This is a genomic window from Streptomyces sp. NPDC110618, assembly GCF_055657065.1.
The window spans coordinates 23,253-42,213 of record NZ_JBVKBN010000024.1 but is presented as its reverse complement, the minus strand read 5'-3'; the positions used below and the strand labels follow the sequence as shown (position 1 = coordinate 42,213).

At 72.1% G+C, this 18,961-nt stretch carries 15 protein-coding genes; 10 read left to right on the top strand and 5 right to left on the bottom strand.

Translation table 11 applies throughout. From position 1 onward, the window contains the following. Nucleotides 1-27: 27 nt before the first annotated feature. Nucleotides 28-816, bottom strand: a complete 789-nt coding sequence (locus ACZ7L7_RS31385; protein ID WP_472077725.1) for a DUF2249 domain-containing protein — start codon at nt 814-816, stop codon at nt 28-30. Between the two features lie 273 nt (nt 817-1,089). On the opposite strand from ACZ7L7_RS31385, the gene ACZ7L7_RS31380 reads away from it, so the two are divergent. The 7 genes from ACZ7L7_RS31380 (at nt 1,090) to ACZ7L7_RS31350 (ending at nt 9,812) form a co-directional block, all read left to right on the top strand. Further along, nucleotides 1,090-4,788, top strand: a complete 3,699-nt coding sequence (locus ACZ7L7_RS31380; RefSeq protein WP_472077724.1) for a nitrate reductase subunit alpha — start codon at nt 1,090-1,092, stop codon at nt 4,786-4,788. A gap of 1 nt (nt 4,789) precedes the next feature. Next, the gene (narH, locus tag ACZ7L7_RS31375; protein WP_472077723.1) at nt 4,790-6,325 is read left to right on the top strand and encodes a nitrate reductase subunit beta; all 1,536 of its coding nucleotides are present in this window, start codon (nt 4,790-4,792) and stop codon (nt 6,323-6,325) included. Further along, nucleotides 6,322-7,080 (top strand): nitrate reductase molybdenum cofactor assembly chaperone, encoded by a 759-nt coding sequence (narJ, locus tag ACZ7L7_RS31370; protein ID WP_472077722.1) that lies wholly within the window; start codon nt 6,322-6,324, stop codon nt 7,078-7,080. Before narH ends, narJ begins: the two co-directional genes overlap by 4 nt. Next, nucleotides 7,077-7,859, top strand: coding sequence for a respiratory nitrate reductase subunit gamma (gene narI / locus ACZ7L7_RS31365; protein ID WP_285514036.1), 783 nt, complete (start codon nt 7,077-7,079; stop codon nt 7,857-7,859). The genes narJ and narI overlap by 4 nt, the downstream gene beginning before the upstream one ends. Beyond that, nucleotides 7,856-8,491, top strand: a complete 636-nt coding sequence (locus tag ACZ7L7_RS31360; protein ID WP_453598775.1) for a vitamin K epoxide reductase family protein — start codon at nt 7,856-7,858, stop codon at nt 8,489-8,491. The genes narI and ACZ7L7_RS31360 overlap by 4 nt, the downstream gene beginning before the upstream one ends. Before the next feature lie 109 nt (nt 8,492-8,600). Beyond that, nucleotides 8,601-9,449 (top strand): class I SAM-dependent methyltransferase, encoded by an 849-nt coding sequence (locus ACZ7L7_RS31355; protein WP_472077721.1) that lies wholly within the window; start codon nt 8,601-8,603, stop codon nt 9,447-9,449. A gap of 12 nt (nt 9,450-9,461) precedes the next feature. Beyond that, on the top strand, nt 9,462-9,812 hold the full coding sequence (locus ACZ7L7_RS31350) for a cupin domain-containing protein (RefSeq protein ID WP_453598781.1): 351 nt from the start codon (nt 9,462-9,464) through the stop codon (nt 9,810-9,812). A gap of 27 nt (nt 9,813-9,839) precedes the next feature. Here ACZ7L7_RS31350 and ACZ7L7_RS31345 read toward each other — a convergent pair whose 3' ends face one another. Then, on the bottom strand, nt 9,840-10,532 hold the full coding sequence (locus tag ACZ7L7_RS31345) for a response regulator (RefSeq protein ID WP_285514040.1): 693 nt from the start codon (nt 10,530-10,532) through the stop codon (nt 9,840-9,842). 299 nt (nt 10,533-10,831) lie between these two features. Between ACZ7L7_RS31345 and ACZ7L7_RS31340 the strand changes: the two genes are divergently transcribed. The 3 genes from ACZ7L7_RS31340 to ACZ7L7_RS31330 all read left to right on the top strand — a co-directional run bounded on the left by ACZ7L7_RS31340 (nt 10,832) and on the right by ACZ7L7_RS31330 (nt 16,420). Then, nucleotides 10,832-11,533 (top strand): BON domain-containing protein, encoded by a 702-nt coding sequence (locus ACZ7L7_RS31340; RefSeq protein WP_285514041.1) that lies wholly within the window; start codon nt 10,832-10,834, stop codon nt 11,531-11,533. A gap of 722 nt (nt 11,534-12,255) precedes the next feature. Beyond that, nucleotides 12,256-15,018, top strand: a complete 2,763-nt coding sequence (gene adhE, locus ACZ7L7_RS31335) for a bifunctional acetaldehyde-CoA/alcohol dehydrogenase (protein WP_472077720.1) — start codon at nt 12,256-12,258, stop codon at nt 15,016-15,018. A 187-nt stretch (nt 15,019-15,205) separates the two neighbouring features. Next, on the top strand, nt 15,206-16,420 hold the full coding sequence (locus ACZ7L7_RS31330) for a globin domain-containing protein (protein ID WP_471431334.1): 1,215 nt from the start codon (nt 15,206-15,208) through the stop codon (nt 16,418-16,420). Here ACZ7L7_RS31330 and ACZ7L7_RS31325 read toward each other — a convergent pair. The 3 genes from ACZ7L7_RS31325 to ACZ7L7_RS31315 are packed head-to-tail and all read right to left on the bottom strand — an operon-like array spanning nt 16,372 to nt 18,866. After that, a complete protein-coding gene (locus tag ACZ7L7_RS31325; protein ID WP_285514044.1) occupies nt 16,372-17,511 on the bottom strand; it encodes a sensor histidine kinase in 1,140 nt (379 codons plus the stop codon). The two genes, ACZ7L7_RS31330 and ACZ7L7_RS31325, sit on opposite strands and share 49 nt — an antisense overlap. Beyond that, complete coding sequence (locus ACZ7L7_RS31320) at nt 17,504-18,181, bottom strand: response regulator transcription factor (RefSeq protein WP_472077719.1); 678 nt, start codon at nt 18,179-18,181, stop codon at nt 17,504-17,506. The genes ACZ7L7_RS31325 and ACZ7L7_RS31320 overlap by 8 nt, the downstream gene beginning before the upstream one ends. Continuing rightward, nucleotides 18,129-18,866: a VanZ family protein gene (locus ACZ7L7_RS31315; protein ID WP_285514046.1), complete on the bottom strand. Its 738-nt coding sequence runs from the start codon at nt 18,864-18,866 to the stop codon at nt 18,129-18,131. The genes ACZ7L7_RS31320 and ACZ7L7_RS31315 overlap by 53 nt, the downstream gene beginning before the upstream one ends. Nucleotides 18,867-18,961: the final 95 nt, after the last annotated feature.

Here is an 18,961-nt window from a genome sequence, read left to right as displayed (position 1 = left end):
TGTCCTTCCTTCTGCGGTGGGTCGGGGTCAGCGGTGGGCGAGCCGCAGTCGCCACGTCTCGGGTCCGCGCTCCAGGTAGTCCACGGCGAACACGCCCGGGTTGCGCTGCTCGATCTGCGCGAGCAGCGGCAGCGGGTCGTGCGGGGCGACCAGCACCATCGCGCTGCCCGCGGGGACGGCGGCGAGGGCACCGAAGACGGTGGCGTGCCGGAGGGAGTGCGGCACCTCGCGGACGTCGAGTTCGGGCTCCGCCGTGTCGTCGGAGCCGCCGCAGCCGCAGGTCCCGCCGCAGCCGCCGCGCTCCTCGGGCTCGCCCTGCGCGGCGCCGGCCACGTCCGCGTGCTGGTGGTGCATCCCGTCGAGCAGCCCGGCCAGGGACACTTCCGGTGCCATGGCGAGCAGCGGCAGCACCAGGCCGTTCTCCTTGGCGACGTGCTCCTCGAAGAGCACCTGCAGAGCGCGGGCGTCGGCGGGGACGGACTCGGAGCGGGGCGCGTCGCGCAGGGTGGCGACGAGCCCCTTGAGGGCGCGGTGTTCGCCGATCAGGCTCTCGATGAGCAGGCGGGCCTCGGGCAGGGCGTGGGCGGCCGGGTAGAGCACGGCCTCCTCGGCGGCGGCGTGCGGCAGCAGGGAGCGCTCGCAGAAGGTCACCAGTCCGGCGTGGATGCGCGCGGCGGCGCCGGGGTCGCGGTCGGCCGCGGTGAGCAGCATGCTGACCCGTCCGGCCAGCTCCCCGGCCAGGCGGGCGTGATGCGCCTCGGCGGCTTCCAGGGCGGTGGCGTCCTCGGGGGCCGAGGCGAGGGTGACTGAGCTCATGGCGGTCTCCTGCGGGTGACGGCCGGTGCGGGCCGACCGGTGCGGGGTGCGCGGAAGTGGGTGCGCGGGACCGAACGGCGGGCGGTGTGCCGTACGCGGTTCGATCCGAGCCCAACCCTGCATCGTCGACCCCGCCCGCCAACCCGGCCGAGCAGACCCTTCACCAGGACCAATGGTCCCTATTGCGGGTGGCGGGTTAGGGCCGGTAGGTCGTCGGGGGAGGACCCGCCGGACCCAGGTACAGCGCGGCGCCCGAGACCTAGGTTCCTGGCCATGGAGAACGATCAGACAGCACGGCGTCAGGCGCCGAGCGCCGGTGAGGGCTGGCCGCTGGCCGCCCGCAGACTGCTGACCCGCCGTGAGGTTTCGGCCGACGGCCGTGCCGTGTTCGGCGCCGGTGACCCCAAGTGGGAGGGCTTCTACCGGGACCGCTGGGCACACGACAAGGTCGTGCGCTCCACCCATGGCGTCAACTGCACCGGTTCCTGCTCATGGATGGTGTACGTCAAGGACGGCATCATCACCTGGGAGCACCAGGCGACGGACTATCCGTCGATCGGTGCGGACTGCCCGGAGTACGAGCCGCGCGGCTGCCCGCGCGGGGCCTCCTTCTCCTGGTACACCTACTCCCCAAGCCGCGTCCGCTACCCGTATGTGCGGGGCGAGCTGCTGAAGCTGTGGCGCGAGGCGCGCCGCAGGCTCGGCGACCCCGTGGCGGCCTGGGCGGAGATCACCGGCGACCCGGCGAAGGCGCGGGCCTACAAGCGGGCCCGCGGCAAGGGCGGCCTGGTGCGCGCCGACTGGGACGAGGTGACCGAGCTGATCGCCGCCGCCCATGTGCACACCATCGAGGCGTACGGCCCCGACCGCGTCACCGGTTTCTCGCCGATCCCCGCGATGTCGATGGCCTCCTTCGCGGCGGGCGCCCGCTTCATGTCGCTGATCGGCGGCACGCTGCTGTCGTTCTACGACTGGTACGCGGACCTGCCGGTGGCCTCGCCGCAGGTCTTCGGCGACCAGACGGACGTGCCGGAGGCGGCTGACTGGTGGAACGCCGGCTATCTGATCATGTGGGGCTCCAACATCCCGGTGACCCGCACCCCGGACGCCCACTTCCTGACCGAGACGCGCTACAACGGCACCAAGATCGTCGCGGTCAGCCCGGACTACGCGGACAACGTCAAACACGCCGACGAGTGGCTGTCCCCGCACCCCGGCACCGACGGCGCGCTGGCGATGGCCATGGGCCATGTGATCCTGCGCGAGTTCCTGGTCGACCGTGAGGTGCCGTACTTCCGGGACTACCTGCGCAAGTTCACCGACGCCCCGTTCCTGGTGACCCTGCGCGAGCGCGACCACGGTCTGGTGCCCGACGGGTTCCTCACCGCCGCCGATCTGGGCCGCGACACCGAGAACGCCGAGTCCAAGACGGTGCTCCTCGACGCGGCCACCGGGCAGCCGGTCGTGCCCAACGGCTCCCTCGGCTTCCGCTGGGGCGACTCGGAGCCCGGCCGCTGGAACCTCGACCTCGGCGACACCGTGCCCGAGCTGAGCCTGCTGGACACCGCCGAGGACACCGTCGCGGTGGCGCTGCCTCGCTTCGACGAGGGCGGCACGGAGGGCGGCTCGGTCATGGTCCGCGGGGTGCCCGTGCGGCGCGTCGGCGGGCGTCTGGTGACCACCGTCTTCGACCTGATGCTCGCCCAGTACGGCGTGCAACGGCCGGGCCTGCCGGGCTCGTGGCCCGAGTCGTACGAGGACGCCTCGCAGCCGTACACCCCGGCCTGGCAGGAGACCGTCACCTCGGTGCCCGCCGAGCAGGCGGCCCGGATCGCCCGGGAGTTCGCCCGCAACGCCGAGCGCACCCAGGGCCGTTCGATGATCGCGCTGGGCGCGGGCACCAACCACTGGTTCCACTCGGACACCATCTACCGCGCGTTCCTGGCGCTGGTGACGATGACCGGCTGCCAGGGCGTCAACGGCGGCGGCTGGGCGCACTACGTGGGCCAGGAGAAGATCCGCCCCGTCACCGGGCTCCAGCACCTGGCGTTCGCCTTCGACTGGCAGCGGCCGACCCGGCACATGGCGGGGACCTCCTACTGGTACCTGAACTCCGACCAGTGGCGCTACGAGGCGTTCGGTCCGGACGAGCTGGCCTCCCCGCTGGGCGAGGGCCGGTTCGCGGGCAAGGGGTTCGCCGATGTGCTCGCCCAGGCGGTGCGCCTGGGCTGGACGCCGGGGCACCCCGGCTTCAACCGCAACCCGCTGGACCTGGCCGACGAGGCGAAGTCGCTGGGCCGTACGGTCCAGGAGCACATCGTGACCGAACTGAAGGCGGGACGGCTGAAGTTCGCCGCGGAGGACCCGGACGACCCGGCCAACTTCCCGCGCGTGCTGACCGTCTGGCGGGCCAACCTGCTCGGCTCGTCCGGCAAGGGCAACGAGTACTTCCTGCGCCACCTGCTCGGCACCGACGCCGCCGTGCGCTCCGCGGAGACCCCGCCGGAGGGCCGCCCCGAGGACGTGGTGTGGCGGGAGGAAGCACCCGAGGGCAAGCTCGACCTGCTGGTCGACATCGACTTCCGGATGACCTCCACCGGACTGCTCTCCGACGTGGTCCTGCCGGCCGCGACCTGGTACGAGAAGGACGACCTGTCCAGCACGGACATGCACCCCTTCGTGCACGCCTTCACCCCGGCCATCGCCCCGCCCTGGCAGGCCCGCACCGACTACGACACGTTCCTCGCGATCGCCGACCGGTTCAGCGAACTGGCCGCCGACCACCTGGGCAGGCGCACCGACGTCCTGCCCGTGCCGCTGCTGCACGACACCCCCGACGAACTCGCCCAGCCCGGCGGGACCGTGAAGGACTGGCGCACCGGCGAATGCGAACCGATCCCCGGAAAGACGATGCCGAAGCTCGTCGTCATCGAACGGGACTACGGCGCGACCGCGCAGAAGATGCGCGCGGTCGGCCCGCTGCTGGACACCCTCGGCACCACCACCAAGGGCGTCACCGTCCACCCGGACAAGGAACTGGACGAACTGCGCCGCCGCTGCGGCACCGTACGCGACGGCATCGCCACCGGACGCCCCTCGCTGGCCACCGCCTCCGACATGTGCGAGGCGATCCTCGCCCTGTCCGGCACCACCAACGGCCGCCTCGCCACCGAGGGCTTCCGCGAACTGGAGCGGCAGACCGGCAGCGAGGGACTGGTGGAACTCGCCTCGGAGCGGGAGGCGGAGCGCATCACCTTCGCCGACACCCGCACCCAGCCGCGCGCGGTGATGACCTCCTACGAGTGGTCGGGCTCGGAGACCGGCGGGCGCCGCTACTCGCCCTTCGTCATCAACACCGAGCACCTCAAGCCCTGGCACACCCTCACCGGCCGCCAGCACTTCTTCGTCCAGCACGACTGGATGGCCGAGTTCGGCGAGCAACTCCCGGTCTACCGGCCGCCGTTGAACACCCCGCGCCACTACGGCGACGAACACCTGAACGAGGACGGCCGGGCCGAGGTCACCGTCCGCTACCTCACCCCGCACTCGAAGTGGTCCATCCACTCCAACTACCAGGACAACAAGTACATGCTCGACCTGTCCCGGGGCGGCCCGACGATCTGGATGTCGCTCGCGGACGCCGAGAAGATCGGCGTCAAGGACAACGAGTGGATCGAGGCGTACAACCGCAACGGCGTGGTCGCCGCGCGGGCGGTGGTCACCCACCGGATGCCCGAGGGCACGGTGTACATGTACCACGCCCAGGACCGCAACGTGAACGTGCCGAAGACCGAGGTCAGCGGCCGGCGCGGCGGCATCCACAACTCCCTGACGCGGCTGCTGCTCAAGCCCACCCATCTCGCGGGCGGCTACGCGCAGTTCACCTACGCCTTCAACTACTACGGCCCTACCGGCAACCAGCGCGACGAGGTCACCGTCATCCGCCGCCGCAGCCAGCAAGTGGAGTACTGACATGCGCGTCATGGCACAGATCGCGATGGTGATGAACCTCGACAAGTGCATCGGCTGCCACACCTGCTCGGTCACCTGCAAGCAGACGTGGACCAACCGCACCGGCGTCGAGTACGCCTGGTTCAACAACGTCGAGACCAAGCCCGGCGTCGGCTACCCCCGCCGCTACGAGGACCAGGAGCAGTGGAAGGGCGGCTGGATGCTCGACAAGCGCGGCCGACTGGTGCTGCGCTCCGGGGGCAGGGTCAAGCGGCTGCTGTCGCTGTTCTCCAACCCGGACCTGCCGTCCATCGAGGACTACTACGAGCCGGTCACGTACGACTACGACAACCTGGTCAACGCCCCGGCCCAGAAGGACATCCCGGTCGCCCGTCCCCGCTCGGTCCTCACCGGCAGGCCCACCGACATCACCTGGGGCGCCAACTGGGAGGACGGTCTGGGCGGCGCGCCCGAGCACGCGGGCGGCGACCCCAACCTCAGCGGCGAGTGGGCGGAGAAGGTCAGGTTCGAGTTCGAGCAGACCTTCCTCTTCCACCTGCCCCGGCTGTGCGAGCACTGCCTCAACCCGGCCTGTGTGTCGGCCTGTCCCTCCGGCGCGATGTACAAGCGGGTCGAGGACGGCATCGTCCTGGTCGACCAGGACAGGTGCCGCGGCTGGCGGATGTGCGTGACGGCGTGCCCGTACAAGAAGGTGTACGTCAACCATGCCACCGGCAAGGCCGAGAAGTGCACCTTCTGCTTCCCGCGCATCGAGGCCGGCCAGCCCACCGTCTGCTCCGAGACCTGCGTGGGACGCCTGCGCTACCTGGGGCTGCTGCTCTACGACGCCGACCGCGTCGGAGAGGCGGCGGCGACGCCGGACGAGAAGGATCTCCTGGACGCCCAGCGCAACGTCTTCCTCGACCCGCATGACCCCGAAGTCGCCGCCGCCGCACGGGAGTCGGGCATCCCCGAGGACTGGCTGGACGCGGCCCGCCGCTCCCCCGTGTACGACCTGGTCTCCCGGTACAAGGTGGCGCTGCCGCTGCACCCGGAGTACCGGACCCTGCCGATGGTCTGGTACGTGCCGCCGCTGTCGCCGGTGCTGGACGCCGTGGACGCGGCGGGCGGCAACCAGGACGACCCGGACCATGTGTTCGCGGCCGTCACCCGGCTGCGGATCCCGCTGGAGTACCTGGCGGAGCTGTTCACCGCCGGGGACACGGACGTGGTGGCCGGGGTGCTGATGAAGCTGACCGCGCTGCGCTCGTACATGCGCGAGCGCACCCTCGGCGAGGACGGCGACGAGTCCGCGCTGAAGGCCGTCGGGCTCACCGCGCGGGAGGCGCGGGACCTGCACCGCCTGCTGGCGGTCGCCAAGTACGCCGATCGGTACGTCGTCCCGGCCGCGCACAAGGAGGACGCGGCCGCGCTGACCGCGATGGAGAACCGCTGCCCGGTCGAGACCTCCGGCGAGCCGGAACCCCGCAAGGTCATGCTCGGCATCCCCACCCTGCGCCGCCGCACGCCCGAAGCCCCCGCCGGAGGCCGTCCATGAGCCCGTCGATCCCTGCCCTTGTGCGCACCAAGGTCCGCGCGGCCGTGCGCCGTCCGACGCGGCTCACCCCCGAGGAGGCCGAGGCGCGCACCCTGGTGCTGCGGCTGTGCTCGCTGATGCTGCAGTACCCGGACCGTGAACTGGCCGCCTCCGGAGCGGTGTTGGCCTCCACCGTGCAGGCCATGCCCGAATCCCCCGCCAGGGAGCACCTGGCCGCCTTCACCGACTGGTTCACCGGGCAGGAGCTGGACGCGTCGGAGCGGCACTACGTCGAGATGTTCGACCTGCGCCGCAAGAGCAGCCTGTACCTGACCTACTACCTGCACGGCGACACCCGCCGCCGGGGCATGGCCCTGCTCACCCTCAACCAGCGCTACCGGGCGGCCGGTTGGGAGATCGGCGGCGGGGAACTCCCCGATCACCTGCCGGTCGTCCTGGAGTTCGCCGCGCTGGCCGGGCCGGCCGGCGGCGAGGCCCCGCTGCGCCAGCACCGGCGCGGACTGGAGCTGATCCACCGCGCACTGACCGACGCCGACTCCCCCTACCGGCATGTGCTCGCCGCCCTGCTGACCCTCCTGCCGCCGCCCACCGAGGCCGACGAGGCGGCGCTGGCCGAGCTCGCCGCCGAGGGCCCGCCGAACGAGGAGGTCGGCCTCGACCCCTACGGCGCCTACGGGGACGGCGAGTTCGCGCCCCCGGGCACCTTCGTGCCGCCCCTGCCCGCCCCGCCCACTCTTTCGGAAGGTCCGCGATGATCGCCGCCGACTCCTCCTGGGCCGCCGCCTCTACGAGCGGCGCCGACCTGCTGCTGTGGGTCGCCCTGCCCTACATCTGCCTCGCCGTGTTCGCGGTCGGCCATGTCTGGCGCTACCGGCAGGACCAGTTCGGCTGGACCTCCCGCACCAGCCAGCTCCTGGAGCACCGGTGGTTGCGCTGGGGCAGCCCGCTGTTCCACCTGGGCGCCTTCATGGTGATCGCCGGACATGTGGTGGGCCTCGCCATCCCGGACTCGTGGACCGAGGCCGTGGGCATCAGCGAGCACGCGTACCACACCACGGCGGTGTGGGCCGGTTCGGTGGCGGGCGTCGCCATGGTCACCGGTCTGGGCATGCTGTGCGCCCGCAGGCTCCTGACCCGGAGCATCCGGCTCGGCACCGACCGCAGCGACAAACTGCTCTTCCCGCTGCTGTCCGTCACCGTCGTGCTGGGCATCACGGCGACCGCCGCGCACAACGTCTTCGGCGGCGGCTACGACTACCGGGAGACCGTCTCCGTCTGGTTCCGCGGCCTGTTCGCCCTCCAGCCCCGGCCCGAGGCCATCGCCGACGCGCCGCTGCTGTTCCAACTGCACGCCCTGAGCGCCTGCCTGCTCTTCGCGGCCTGGCCGTTCACCCGGCTCGTCCATGTGTGGAGCGCCCCGATCGGGTACCTGGCCCGGCCGTACCTGGTCTACCGGCGGCGGGCCACCACCGCGGCCATGCCCGCTCCGGGTGACCGGACCTCGTCGTCCGCCGGGACCCGGCGGGCCGCATGAGCCAGGGGTCCGCGCTCACCCCCGACGCCCCGCCCGTCCGGCGCCCCGCCGAGGCGGGCGGGCGGCGCCGTACCGCCTGGGTGATGGTCGTCACCGGGATCGCCGGCTGGCTCGCCTCGTTCCAACTCACCCTGGACGACTGGCGGTTGCTGCGGGATCCCTCCTACCAGCCGTCCTGCAACATCAGTCCGGTCGTCAGCTGCGGCAGCGTCATGTCCAGCCCGCAGGGCAGCCTGTTCGGCTTCCCCAACATGCTGCTCGGACTCGGCGCGTTCGCCGCCGTGGCGGCCCTGGGCGTCGCCGTGCTCTTCGGCGCGCGTCTGCACCGGGGGCTGTGGCTGGCGCTGAACGGCGGGGCGCTGGCGGGGGTGGTGTTCACGCACTGGCTGATCGGCCAGTCCCTGTACGAGCTGAACAAGATCTGCCCGTACTGCGTGGCCGTGTGGGTCGTGACCATCGCCCTGTTCTGGTACGTGAGCGTGCACTGCGTGGAGGAGGGCATGCTCCGGGTCCCGCGCGGGGTGTGGGAGGTCGTCCGGGACACGCACGTCCTGCTGCTGGGCGCCTGGTACGGGGTGATCGCGCTGCTCGTCCTGACCCGCTTCTGGTCGTACTGGAGCAGCCTGCTGTGACCGGGTCCGCACGGCCCTGGGGTCGGGACCTTCGGCCCCGGCCCCTCACCACCAGCACAAGTTAGGTTCGCCTAAGAACCATCGGTGCCGGCAGAGAGCGAGGCACGACATGGCATCGACGAACCCCCTCCCCGACTCCGCCCCCGCCCCCGCCCCCACGCCCGGCGACGGGCTGGACGCCTCCCGGATGCCCGGCCACTGGCTGCTGGCTCGCCTCGGCAAGCGGGTGCTGCGCCCCGGCGGTGTGGAACTGACCCGGTGGATGCTCGACACCTTGGCCATCGGCCCCGGCGACCGGGTGGTGGAACTCGCCGCGGGACTCGGCACCACCGCCCGGATCACCCTCGAACGCCGCCCGGCCGCCTACACGGCTGTGGACCGCGACCCCGCGGCCGTCGCCCACCTCGGCACCCTCCTCGCCCCCGGCGCGACCGAGGTGACCGCCGTACGGGCGGACGCGGCGGACACCGGACTGCCCTCCGGCAGCGCCACCGTGGTCTACGGGGAGGCCATGCTGACCATGCAGCCCGAGCCCGCCAAGCGCCGCATCGTACGGGAGGCCCACCGTCTACTCGCCGACACCAGCGGTCGGTACGCCCTCCACGAACTGTGCCTGCTGCCCGAGGACTTGGAGGCCGAGCACGCCGCCGCCGTCACCCGGGACCTCGGCGAGGCCATCCACGTCGGCGCCCGCCCGCTGACCCCGTCCGGCTGGACCGCCCTGCTCGCCGCCGAGGGCTTCACCGTGACCGCGCGCCGCCGGGCGCCGATGGCCCTGCTCGAACCGCGCCGGCTCGTCACCGACGAAGGGCTCGCCGGGGCCGTACGCATCACCGGCCGGGCCCTGCGCGATCCGGTGGCCCGGCGCCGGGTGCGGGAGATGCGACGTGTCTTCCGCCGCCACCAAGCCCATCTGGGCGCGATCAGCCTGGTCGCCGCCCCCACCCCGACCAGCTGAGGAGACAGCGCCATGAACGCCACCGTGATCACCGACCTGACCGACGAACTGCCCCTGCCCGAGGACGGCACCCTCAGCCGGGTGCTGTACCGCGACGACCGGCTCCGCGTGGTCGGCTTCGCCTTCGCCGCCGGGCAGGAACTGACCGAGCACACCTCCGCGCTGCCCGTGGTGATCCAAGTCGTCCGGGGGCGCCTGGACTTGGTCCTCGGGGACGAGAAGACCCAGGCGGGGCCCGGCACTTGGATCCACCTGCCCGCACGGATGCCGCATTCGGTGCACGCGGTCGAGCCCACCGTCATGCTGCTGACGATGCTGGCCGACCCGCGGCCGCCCGCCCCGCGCGGGCCCGTGGCGGCTTGAGCGGACCGGCGGTCAGCGGCCCTGCTGTCAGTGACCCTGCTGCTTGAGCCGGTCCTGGGCCTGGGTGGCGATGACGGCGGCCTGGATGCGGCGTTCCACACCGAGCTTGGCCAGCAGGCGGGAGATGTGGTTCTTGACGGTCTTCTCGGCGAGGTAGAGGCGCTGGCCGATCTGCCGGTTGGTCAGCCCCTCGCCGATCAGGAAGAGGATCTCCCGCTCCCGCTCGGTCAGCCCGGGCAGGGCGTCCGGCTCGGGCTCCGGGTCCGGGCCCTGGCGCAGCCTCGCCATCAGCTTGGCGGTGGCGCTGGGGTCGAGCAGGGACTGGCCGGAGGCGACGGTACGCACGGCCGACACCAGGTCCGAGCCCTTGATCTGCTTCAGCACGTACCCCGAGGCACCCGCCATGATCGAATCCAGCAGGGCCTCCTCGTCGTCGAACGAGGTCAGCATCAGACAGGCCAGCTCCGGCATCCGCGAGCGCAGCTCCCGGCACACAGTCACGCCGTCCCCGTCCGGCAGCCGCACGTCCAGCACCGCGACCTGCGGGCGCAGTGCGGGGGCGCGAGTGAGGGCCTGCTCTGCGGTGGACGCCTCGCCGACGACGGTGATGTCGGGTTCGTCGTTGAGGAGGTCGTGCACCCCGCGCCGTACGACCTCGTGATCGTCCAACAGGAAGACCCGGATCGGGTCGTCGGGGCCCGGCCGCTCGCCGTCCGCCATCGGGATGCACCTCGTTCCGCGCTGTCCGCTCGCCCGTGCCGCACGCGCGCGCCGCGCGGCACAGGACCCTGTCTGTCGTTGATCTTGCGTCATCCGGGGCCGAAGGGCCAGGGCCTGTCGGCCCTACCGGTCACGGTTACCCGGCCGGCCCAGGTCGCCGCCACCGAGCAAGCCCGGGCAATTCGGACCCCGGCCAGGGACTCTCGGCCTCTCCCCCGGGACCCACTGCGTGGGTGACGCTGCAAAGCAACGCCGTTCCGTTTGCCTCACGGGCGGCGGACGACGAAGGGAGTTGCCCGATGGCCCGCACTGTCGGCGAGGTGATGACCAGCGAGGTCGTCGAAGCACGCCGGGATACGTCGTTCAAGGAGCTGGCGCGGCTGCTGGACCGCCATCGCATCAGCGGCCTGCCCGTGGTGGACGACGACGACAAGGTCGTGGGCGTGGTCTCCGAGACCGACCTGATCCGCCGCCAGGCGGCCAGGTCCGCGCACGCCCGTGCGCGGCGGGCCCGTACGCCCGCGTCGCGCCGTCCGCTGCGCGACGCCTTCCTGGCGGGCCAGGCCACGACCGCCGCCGAGCTGATGTCGTCGCCGGCCATCACCGTGCACCCGGAGCAGCGCGTCGAGGACGCCGCCCGGGTGATGGAGCGCCACCGTGTGAACCGGCTGCCGGTGGTGGACGAGGAGGACCGGCTGATCGGTATCGCCACCCGGCGTGACCTGCTCAGGGTCTTCCTGCGCACGGACGGGGAGATCCGCCGGGACGTCGTCGACGCGGTCCTCACCCGGGCCCTGGGCCTGCCGCCGCACTCCGCGGACGTCTCGGTCCATGACGGCATGGTCACCCTCGCCGGGCAGGTGGAGCGGCGCAGCGACATCGCGCTCGCCATCCAGCTGACGTGGCGGGTGGACGGCGTCGTCGGCGTGGTGAACGAGCTGACCTACCGGGTGGACGACACCGAGGCGCCCGCGCGGCGACCGTCGGTGCTCGGCCACTGAGCGTGCGCCTCAGGCGGGGAGCGTGCCGCGCACCCCCGCCTGGCATGCCGAGCGACACCTGTGCGAACTTGGCAGCCGACCCGCGCGGCACGGGCCCGAAACGCCACCGCGCCGACCCAGCGCAGCCCTGCCACCGGCCCCGGCGACCGCCTCGACCCGCACAGGCCCGCCCGCCCACCCACGCAGCCCAGGCCGCCCACACCGCGCAGGCCGAGCCCCTCAGCCGCGACTCCCGCCCATGCCCCGCCGCCCACCCGCGCGGCCCTGGCACGACAACTCCTGCCCATGCCCCGCCGCCCACCCGCGCGGCCCTGGCACGACAACTCCTGCCCATGCCCCGCCGCCCACCCGCGCGGCCCTGGCACGAAACGCCACCGCGTCACGCGGCGCCCGCCCTGAACGCGACCCGCGCCCTCCCACCGGCCCCGGCGACCGCCTAGACCCGCCGCGCAAGCCGCCCACCCACGCCGCCCACGCCACCCAGGCCGAGCCCCGTAGCGCCGCCGCCCTCGGTGCTCGGTCCCTCAGCCATGCCCGGAAGTGTGGGCCGTTGGGCCCTGGAACTCGGGGCCGGTCGGACACCGCCCTGGTACCGGGCGGACCTGCTCGCCGGGACGGTGCGGGAGGGACGCTGATCGTGGAGCGGCGCTGATCCCCCGCAGCGTCGCTCCACTGACGGGTCGCCGACCGCGCGGCCGCTACGGGGACGACGGAGGCCACAGATGACGCGCCACGACCGCACCGCCACCGCTGCCACGCCCGAGGCCCAGTCCGGCACCGCCACCGCGGCCGAGGCCGCCTCCGGCACCGCGCCCACCGCCACCGCCGAGGCCCCTTCCGGCACCGCCACCACCGCCACCACCGAGGCTCCGTCCGACACCGCCGTCGCTGTCGACAGACTGGTCACCAACGGGCTCAAGGCCCTGGCCGACTACGAGGCCCTGGACCAGGAGCGGGTCGACCACATCGTGAAGAAGGCGTCGGTCGCCGCACTCGACCAGCACACGGCGCTGGCTCTGCTGGCGGTCGAGGAGACCGGACGCGGCATCTTCGAGGACAAGGCCGCGAAGAACATGTTCGCGTGCGAGCACGTCACGCACAGTATGGGCCGGATTAAGACGGTCGGTGTCATCGCCCGCGACGAGATCGAGGACATCGTCGAGATCGCCGAGCCGGTCGGCGTGGTCGCGGCGGTCACCCCGGTGACCAACCCGACCTCCACCACGATCTTCAAGGCGCTGATGGCGCTGAAGACCCGCAACCCGGTCGTCTTCGCCTTCCACCCCTCCGCCCAGCGGTGCAGCGCCGAGGCAGCCCGGATCGTCCGGGACGCCGCCGTCGCCGCGGGCGCGCCCGAGCACTGCGTGCAGTGGATCGAGGAGCCGTCCGTCGAGGCGACCAGGACGCTGATGCACCACCCGGGTGTCTCCCTCATCCTCGCCACCGGCGGCAACGCCATGGTCAAGGCCGCCTACTCGGCCGGGAAGCCCGCGCTGGGCGTCGGTGCCGGCAACGTCCCCGCCTATGTACACAAGAGCGCGAAGCTGCGCCGGGCCGTCAACGACCTCGTGCTGTCGAAGTCCTTCGACAGCGGCATGATCTGCGCCTCCGAGCAGGCCGTCATCCTCGACGAGGAGATCTACGACGAAGCCCTCGCCGAATTCCGCACCCTGCACGCCCACTTGGCCACGCCGGAGGAGAAGGCGAAGCTGGAGGCCTTCCTGTTCCCGACCGGCAAGGCGCCGGGCGGCGGCTGCGAGCCGAAGGTCAACTCGGCTGCCGTCGGGCAGAGTCCGGCGTGGATCGCCGAGCACGCCGGGTTCGGTGCCCCGGCGGACACCTCGATCATCCTGGTCGAGGCCGACCACGTCGGCCCGGACGAGCCGCTGACCCGCGAGAAGCTGTGCCCCGTGCTCGCCGTGCTGCGCGCCGGTTCCGAGGAGCAGGGCTTCGACCTGGCCGCCGACATGGTCGCCTTCCACGGGCAGGGGCACAGCGCGGTCATCCATACCGAGGACCGGGCGCTGGCGGAGGCGTACGGCAGGCGGATGAAGACCGTGCGGGTCATCGTCAACTCCCCGTCGTCGCAGGGCGCGATCGGCGGTATCTACAACAACCTGCTGCCCTCGCTCACGCTCGGCTGCGGTTCCTGGGGGAGCACATCGGTGTCCAACAACGTCTCGGCCGCCCAGCTCCTCAACGTCAAGCGGGTCTCCACCCGGCGCAACAACCTCCAGTGGTTCAAGGTGCCCCCGAAGATCTACTTCGAGCCGCAGGCCATCCGCTATCTGCAGTCCATGCCGGACGTGCACCGCGTCACGGTCGTCACCGACGCCACGATGACCCGGCTGGGCTTCGTGGACCGGATCAGCCGCGTGCTGCAGCGGCGGCCCGAGCCGGTGACCCTGCAGATCATCGACAACGTGGAGCCCGAGCCGAGCATCGACTCGGTGCGCCGGGGCGCGGACCTGATGCGGGACTTCAACCCCGACACGATCATCGCGCTGGGCGGCGGTTCGCCGATGGACGCGGCCAAGGTGATGTGGCTGCTGTACGAACAGCCCGACATCGACTTCGCGGACATGCGGCAGAAGTTCTCCGACATCCGCAAGCGGGCCTTCCGCTTCCCGGTCCTGGGTGCCCTCGCCCGCCTGGTGTGCATCCCGACCACGTCCGGCACCGGCGCCGAGGTCACCCCGTTCGCGGTGATCTCCGACCCGGCGACGGGCAAGAAGTACCCGCTGGCCGACTACGCCCTCACCCCGAGCGTGGCCATCGTCGACCCGCTACTCACCGACGGACTGCCCCCGGCGCTGGCGGCCGACAGCGGCTTCGACGCCCTCACCCACGCCATCGAGGCGTATGTGTCCGTCTACGCCAACGACTTCACCGACGGCCTCGCCCTGCACGCGATACGCCTGATCTTCGGCAACCTCGAAGCGGCCGTGAACAACCGCGTCAACGCGGACGAGGCGCGGGAGAGGATGCACAACGCCGGCACCATCGCGGGCATGGCCTTCGGCAACGCCTTCCTCGGCATCGTGCACGCCATGTCGCACACGCTCGGCGCGACCTTCCGCATCGCCCACGGCCGCACCAACGCGGTCCTGCTGCCCCACGTCATCCGCTACAACGGCACCGTCCCCACGAAGCTGACCGGCTGGCCCAAGTACGAGAACTACCGCGCCCCGGAACGCTTCCAGGACATCGCCCGCGCCCTGGGCCTGCCGGCCGCCACCCCCGCCGAGGGCGTGGAGTCCCTCGCCACCGCGGTGGAACGGCTCCGTGACGCCGTGGGCATCGAGCCGTCGTTCCAGGCCGTCGGCGTCGACGAGCGGAGCTTCCTCGACGCGCTGCCGCAGCAGGCGATGAACGCCTACGAGGACCAGTGCGCCCCGGCCAACCCGCGCATGCCGATGCTGGACGACATGCGGGAACTGATGCGCCGGGCGTACTACGGACACGCCGCGGGAACCGCCGTCTGACCCGCGGCGCCGGGCCCTGTGCATGGGGGCCAGGGCCAAGTGACCCCATGCACAGGGCCGTTCGGCCCCACTTCGGCCGGTGTCGGGAAACGACCCGAAACCGGCCTTCCGTCCCTGATACACAGTGGGGTGCCGCCCGACGAGATGCGGCACTCTTCCCTCACCTCACCCCTGCCCGGGAGGCTTCATGCTGTCCCCAGAGTCCGCCGCCGTGGTCCGCGCCACCCTTCCCGCCGTGGCCGGAGCGCTGGACGAGATCACCACGCGCTTCTACGGCACCATGTTCCGCGACCGACCGGAACTGCTGGACGGACTGTTCAACCGCGGCAACCAGGCCAGCGGGGACCAGCGCCGCGCGCTGGCCGGTTCGATCGCCGCGTTCGCCACCGCGCTGCTCGACAACCCGGGCACCCGGCCGGACGCCCTACTGGACCGGATCGCGCACAAGCACGCCGCCGTCGGTGTCACGGACGACCAGTACACGATCGTCCACAAGTACCTGTTCGGCGCGATAGCGGAGGTGCTCGGCGACGCCGTCACCGCCGAGGTGGCCGCCGCCTGGGACGAGGTGTACTGGCTGATGGCCGGGGCGCTGATCGGCCGTGAGGCCCGCCTCTACCAGGACGCGGGCGTGGCCCCGGGCCAGATCTGGCGGAAGTGGACGGTCGTCGAACGCCGCACCGAGACCCCGGACGTGGTCTCCTTCGTGCTCAGCCCCTCCGACGGCGAACCGGCGCCGCCCGCCCGCGCGGGCCAGTACGTGAGCGTGCGGGTGCGGATGCCCGACGGGGTGCACCAGCCGCGCCAGTACAGCCTGTCCTCCGGCCCCGGCGGCGACCTGCGCCGGATCACCGTCAAGCGGGTCACCGGGACGGACGGCGCCCCCGACGGCGAGGTGTCCACGCTCCTGCACAGCCAGGTCAACGAGGGCGACGAACTCACCCTCTCCGCACCCTTCGGCGACGTGTTCCTCGACGACCCGGCCGACGCCACGACCCCGCTCGTCCTGGTCTCGGCGGGCATCGGCGGCACGCCCATGACCAGCATCCTGGCCCATCTGCACGCCATCGGCGCGACCCGCCCGGTGCTCGTCCTGCACGCCGACCGCTCCCCCGCCGAGCACGCCCTGCGCGGCGACACCCGCGCGCTGGTCGGACGGCTGCCCGGCGCCCGCACGGTTTTCTGGTACGAGCGCCCCGGCCCGGAGGAACCCAACGCGCGCGAGGGCCTGATGAACCTCGAAGGCGTCGAACTCCCCGAGGACGCCACGGTGTTCCTGTGCGGGCCGCTGCCGTTCATGCGTGACGCCCGCGCCCAACTGCTGCGCGCCGGCATCCCCGCGCAGCGCATCCGCTACGAGGTCTTCGGCCCCGACCTCTGGCTGCCCGACGCGGCGTCCTGAGCCTCGTCCGTCCGCACGGCGGGAAGCCGGACCGTCACGACCAGACCGCCCGCGGCGCGGGCGGCGAGGTCCAGGGTGCCGTCGTGCGCGCGGACGACACTGCGCACGATGGCCAGACCCAGTCCGACGCCGGCGTGCTCGTCGGCGCGGACGCGGTCCGTGCCGCGCCGGAAGGGCTCGGTGAGCGTCGGCACGAGATCCGGCGGCAGCGGGTGACCGGTGTTCTCCACCCGCAGCACGCTGGTGTCGCCGTGCGCCTCGGTGCGGACCGTGACGGTGCCGTCGGCGGGGAGGTTGTGGACGAGAGCGTTCTGGACGAGGTTCGTCACCATGTGCGGCAGCAGCTCGGCGGAGCCGCTGGTCCACGCCTCCCCGCCACCGACATCGAGCCTGATGCCCCGCTTCTCGGCGAGCGGGAGCAGCGTCTCGGCGGCTTCCTCGGCGAGGAGGGAGAGATCGACTCTCTCGCGGGTGAAGCCCGCGCGGTCGCTGCGGCCGAGCAGGAGCAGGGCCTCGACGAGGCCGATGGCCCGCGCATTGACCGCGTGCAGGCGTTCGAGGACTTCATCCCGGTCCCGGGTGGGGTCCTTGCGGGCGACGTCGAGGAGCGTACGGGAGACGGCGAGCGGGGTGCGCAGCTCGTGCGAGGCGTTGGCTGCGAACCGGCGCTGCTCCTCGACGTGGGACTCCAGCTGGTCGAGCATCGCGTCGAACGTGTCGGAGAGCTCACGGAATTCGTCCCGGCGCCCTTCCAGACGAATGCGGTGCGACAGCGACCCCTGCCCGGCCAGGCGGGCCGCGTGCGTGATGCGGTCGAGGGGCGCGAGCATCCGCCCGGCCAGGATCCACCCGCCGACGAGTCCGAACACCAGCAGGAAGACCAGGCTGGAGGCGGTGGCGGGCCCGAGGGAGTGCAGGAGGAACGAGCGGTTCGGGGAGAGCCCGTCCGGCGTCCTGACCGTCTCCTCGGGCACGTACTGGAACATCGCCACCCACACCACCCCGAGGACGACGGCGCCGGCGGCGAAGAGGAACGCGGCGTAGCTGAGGGTGAGCTTCAGTCGGGCGCTGAGCCCCGGACGCCTACGCATCGCCGCGGTGAGTGGTGTCGATCCGGTACCCGACGCCGGGCACGGTGGCGATGATCCATGGCTCGCCGAGCCGTTTGCGCAGCGCGGAGACGGTGATGCGGACGGCGTTGGTGAAGGGGTCGGCGTGCTCGTCCCATGCGCGCTCCAGCAGCTCCTCGGAGCTGACAACTCCGCCCTCGGCGGCGACGAGAACGTCGAGCACGGCGAACTGCTTGCGGGTCAACGCGACGTACCGTCCGTCCCGGAACACCTCCCGGCGGAACGGGTCCACACGCAGGCCCGCGATCTCGCGGACCGGGGGCCGGGCGTACGCGCGCCTGCGGTCGAGCGCCCTCAGCCGCAGGACCAGCTCCCGCAGGTCGAACGGCTTGGTGAGGTAGTCGTCGGCGCCCAGTTCGACCCCGGACGCCTTGTCGTCGATGCGGTCGGCGGCGGTGAGCATGAGGATCGGGATGCCGGAGCCGGAGGCGACGATGTGCCGGGCGACCTCGTCGCCGGACGGGCCGGGGATGTCGCGGTCGAGGACCGCGAGGTCGTAGGAGTTGACGGCGAGCAGTTCCAGGGCGGTGTCACCGTCACCGGCGATGTCGGCGGCGATCGCCTCCAGCCGCAGCCCGTCACGTACGGCCTCGGCCAGATAGGGCTCGTCCTCCACGATCAGTACGCGCATGGTCGGAGCCTAGACAGCGGGCCGTGTCGCCTGCGTATGCGCCGCTCCGCCACCATCGCCGGGACGCCAGCCCGGCCAGCACGGCACCGGTGGCGTTGACGAGGACGTCGTCCACGGACGAAACCCGGTCCAGCCGGAACACGTACTGCGCGGTCTCGACGAGGACGGAGCACCCCGCCCCCAGCGCCAGAACCCGCGGCAGGGACGCCACCGCGGCGAACCGCATCGGGGCGAAGAACCCGAGCGCCGCGAAAATGAGCAGGTTCCCGGCGATCCCGAGCGCCCCCATGGTCACCAGGTCCCGCAACGGCACAAGACTCACCCGGGCAGGCGCGACCCCGACCTCCGCCCCCGGCATCAAGGTCAGCCACACCAACGGCACGGTCCCGTGCACCATGCCCACGTCGGCGACGACGATCCGCAAGGCCCCGACGTCCGCTCGCCGCCGCGCCAGCACCCACACGACCACCGCGGACACCGGCAACGCGACCAGGGTCATGAGGAGAACCCCGTTGAAGGTGTCATAACACCCGTGCCACCGCCCGGCCGCGCACGCCGGCGCGGCCATCAACAAGGGCCGCCGGAGAACGACCAACGCCCCCAGCAGCCCGAACACGCCCAGCCCGCACAGCACAATCCGCCGCGCACGACGAGGTGATACCGACCCTGACGCCTCGTGATTCATGCCCTCATTGGAGCCGGGGGCAGGTCACGACGGCGTATGCGCATTCCGATACGCCGACGATACGTACAGCACCTCGGCGGGGCGGATACCCAAAC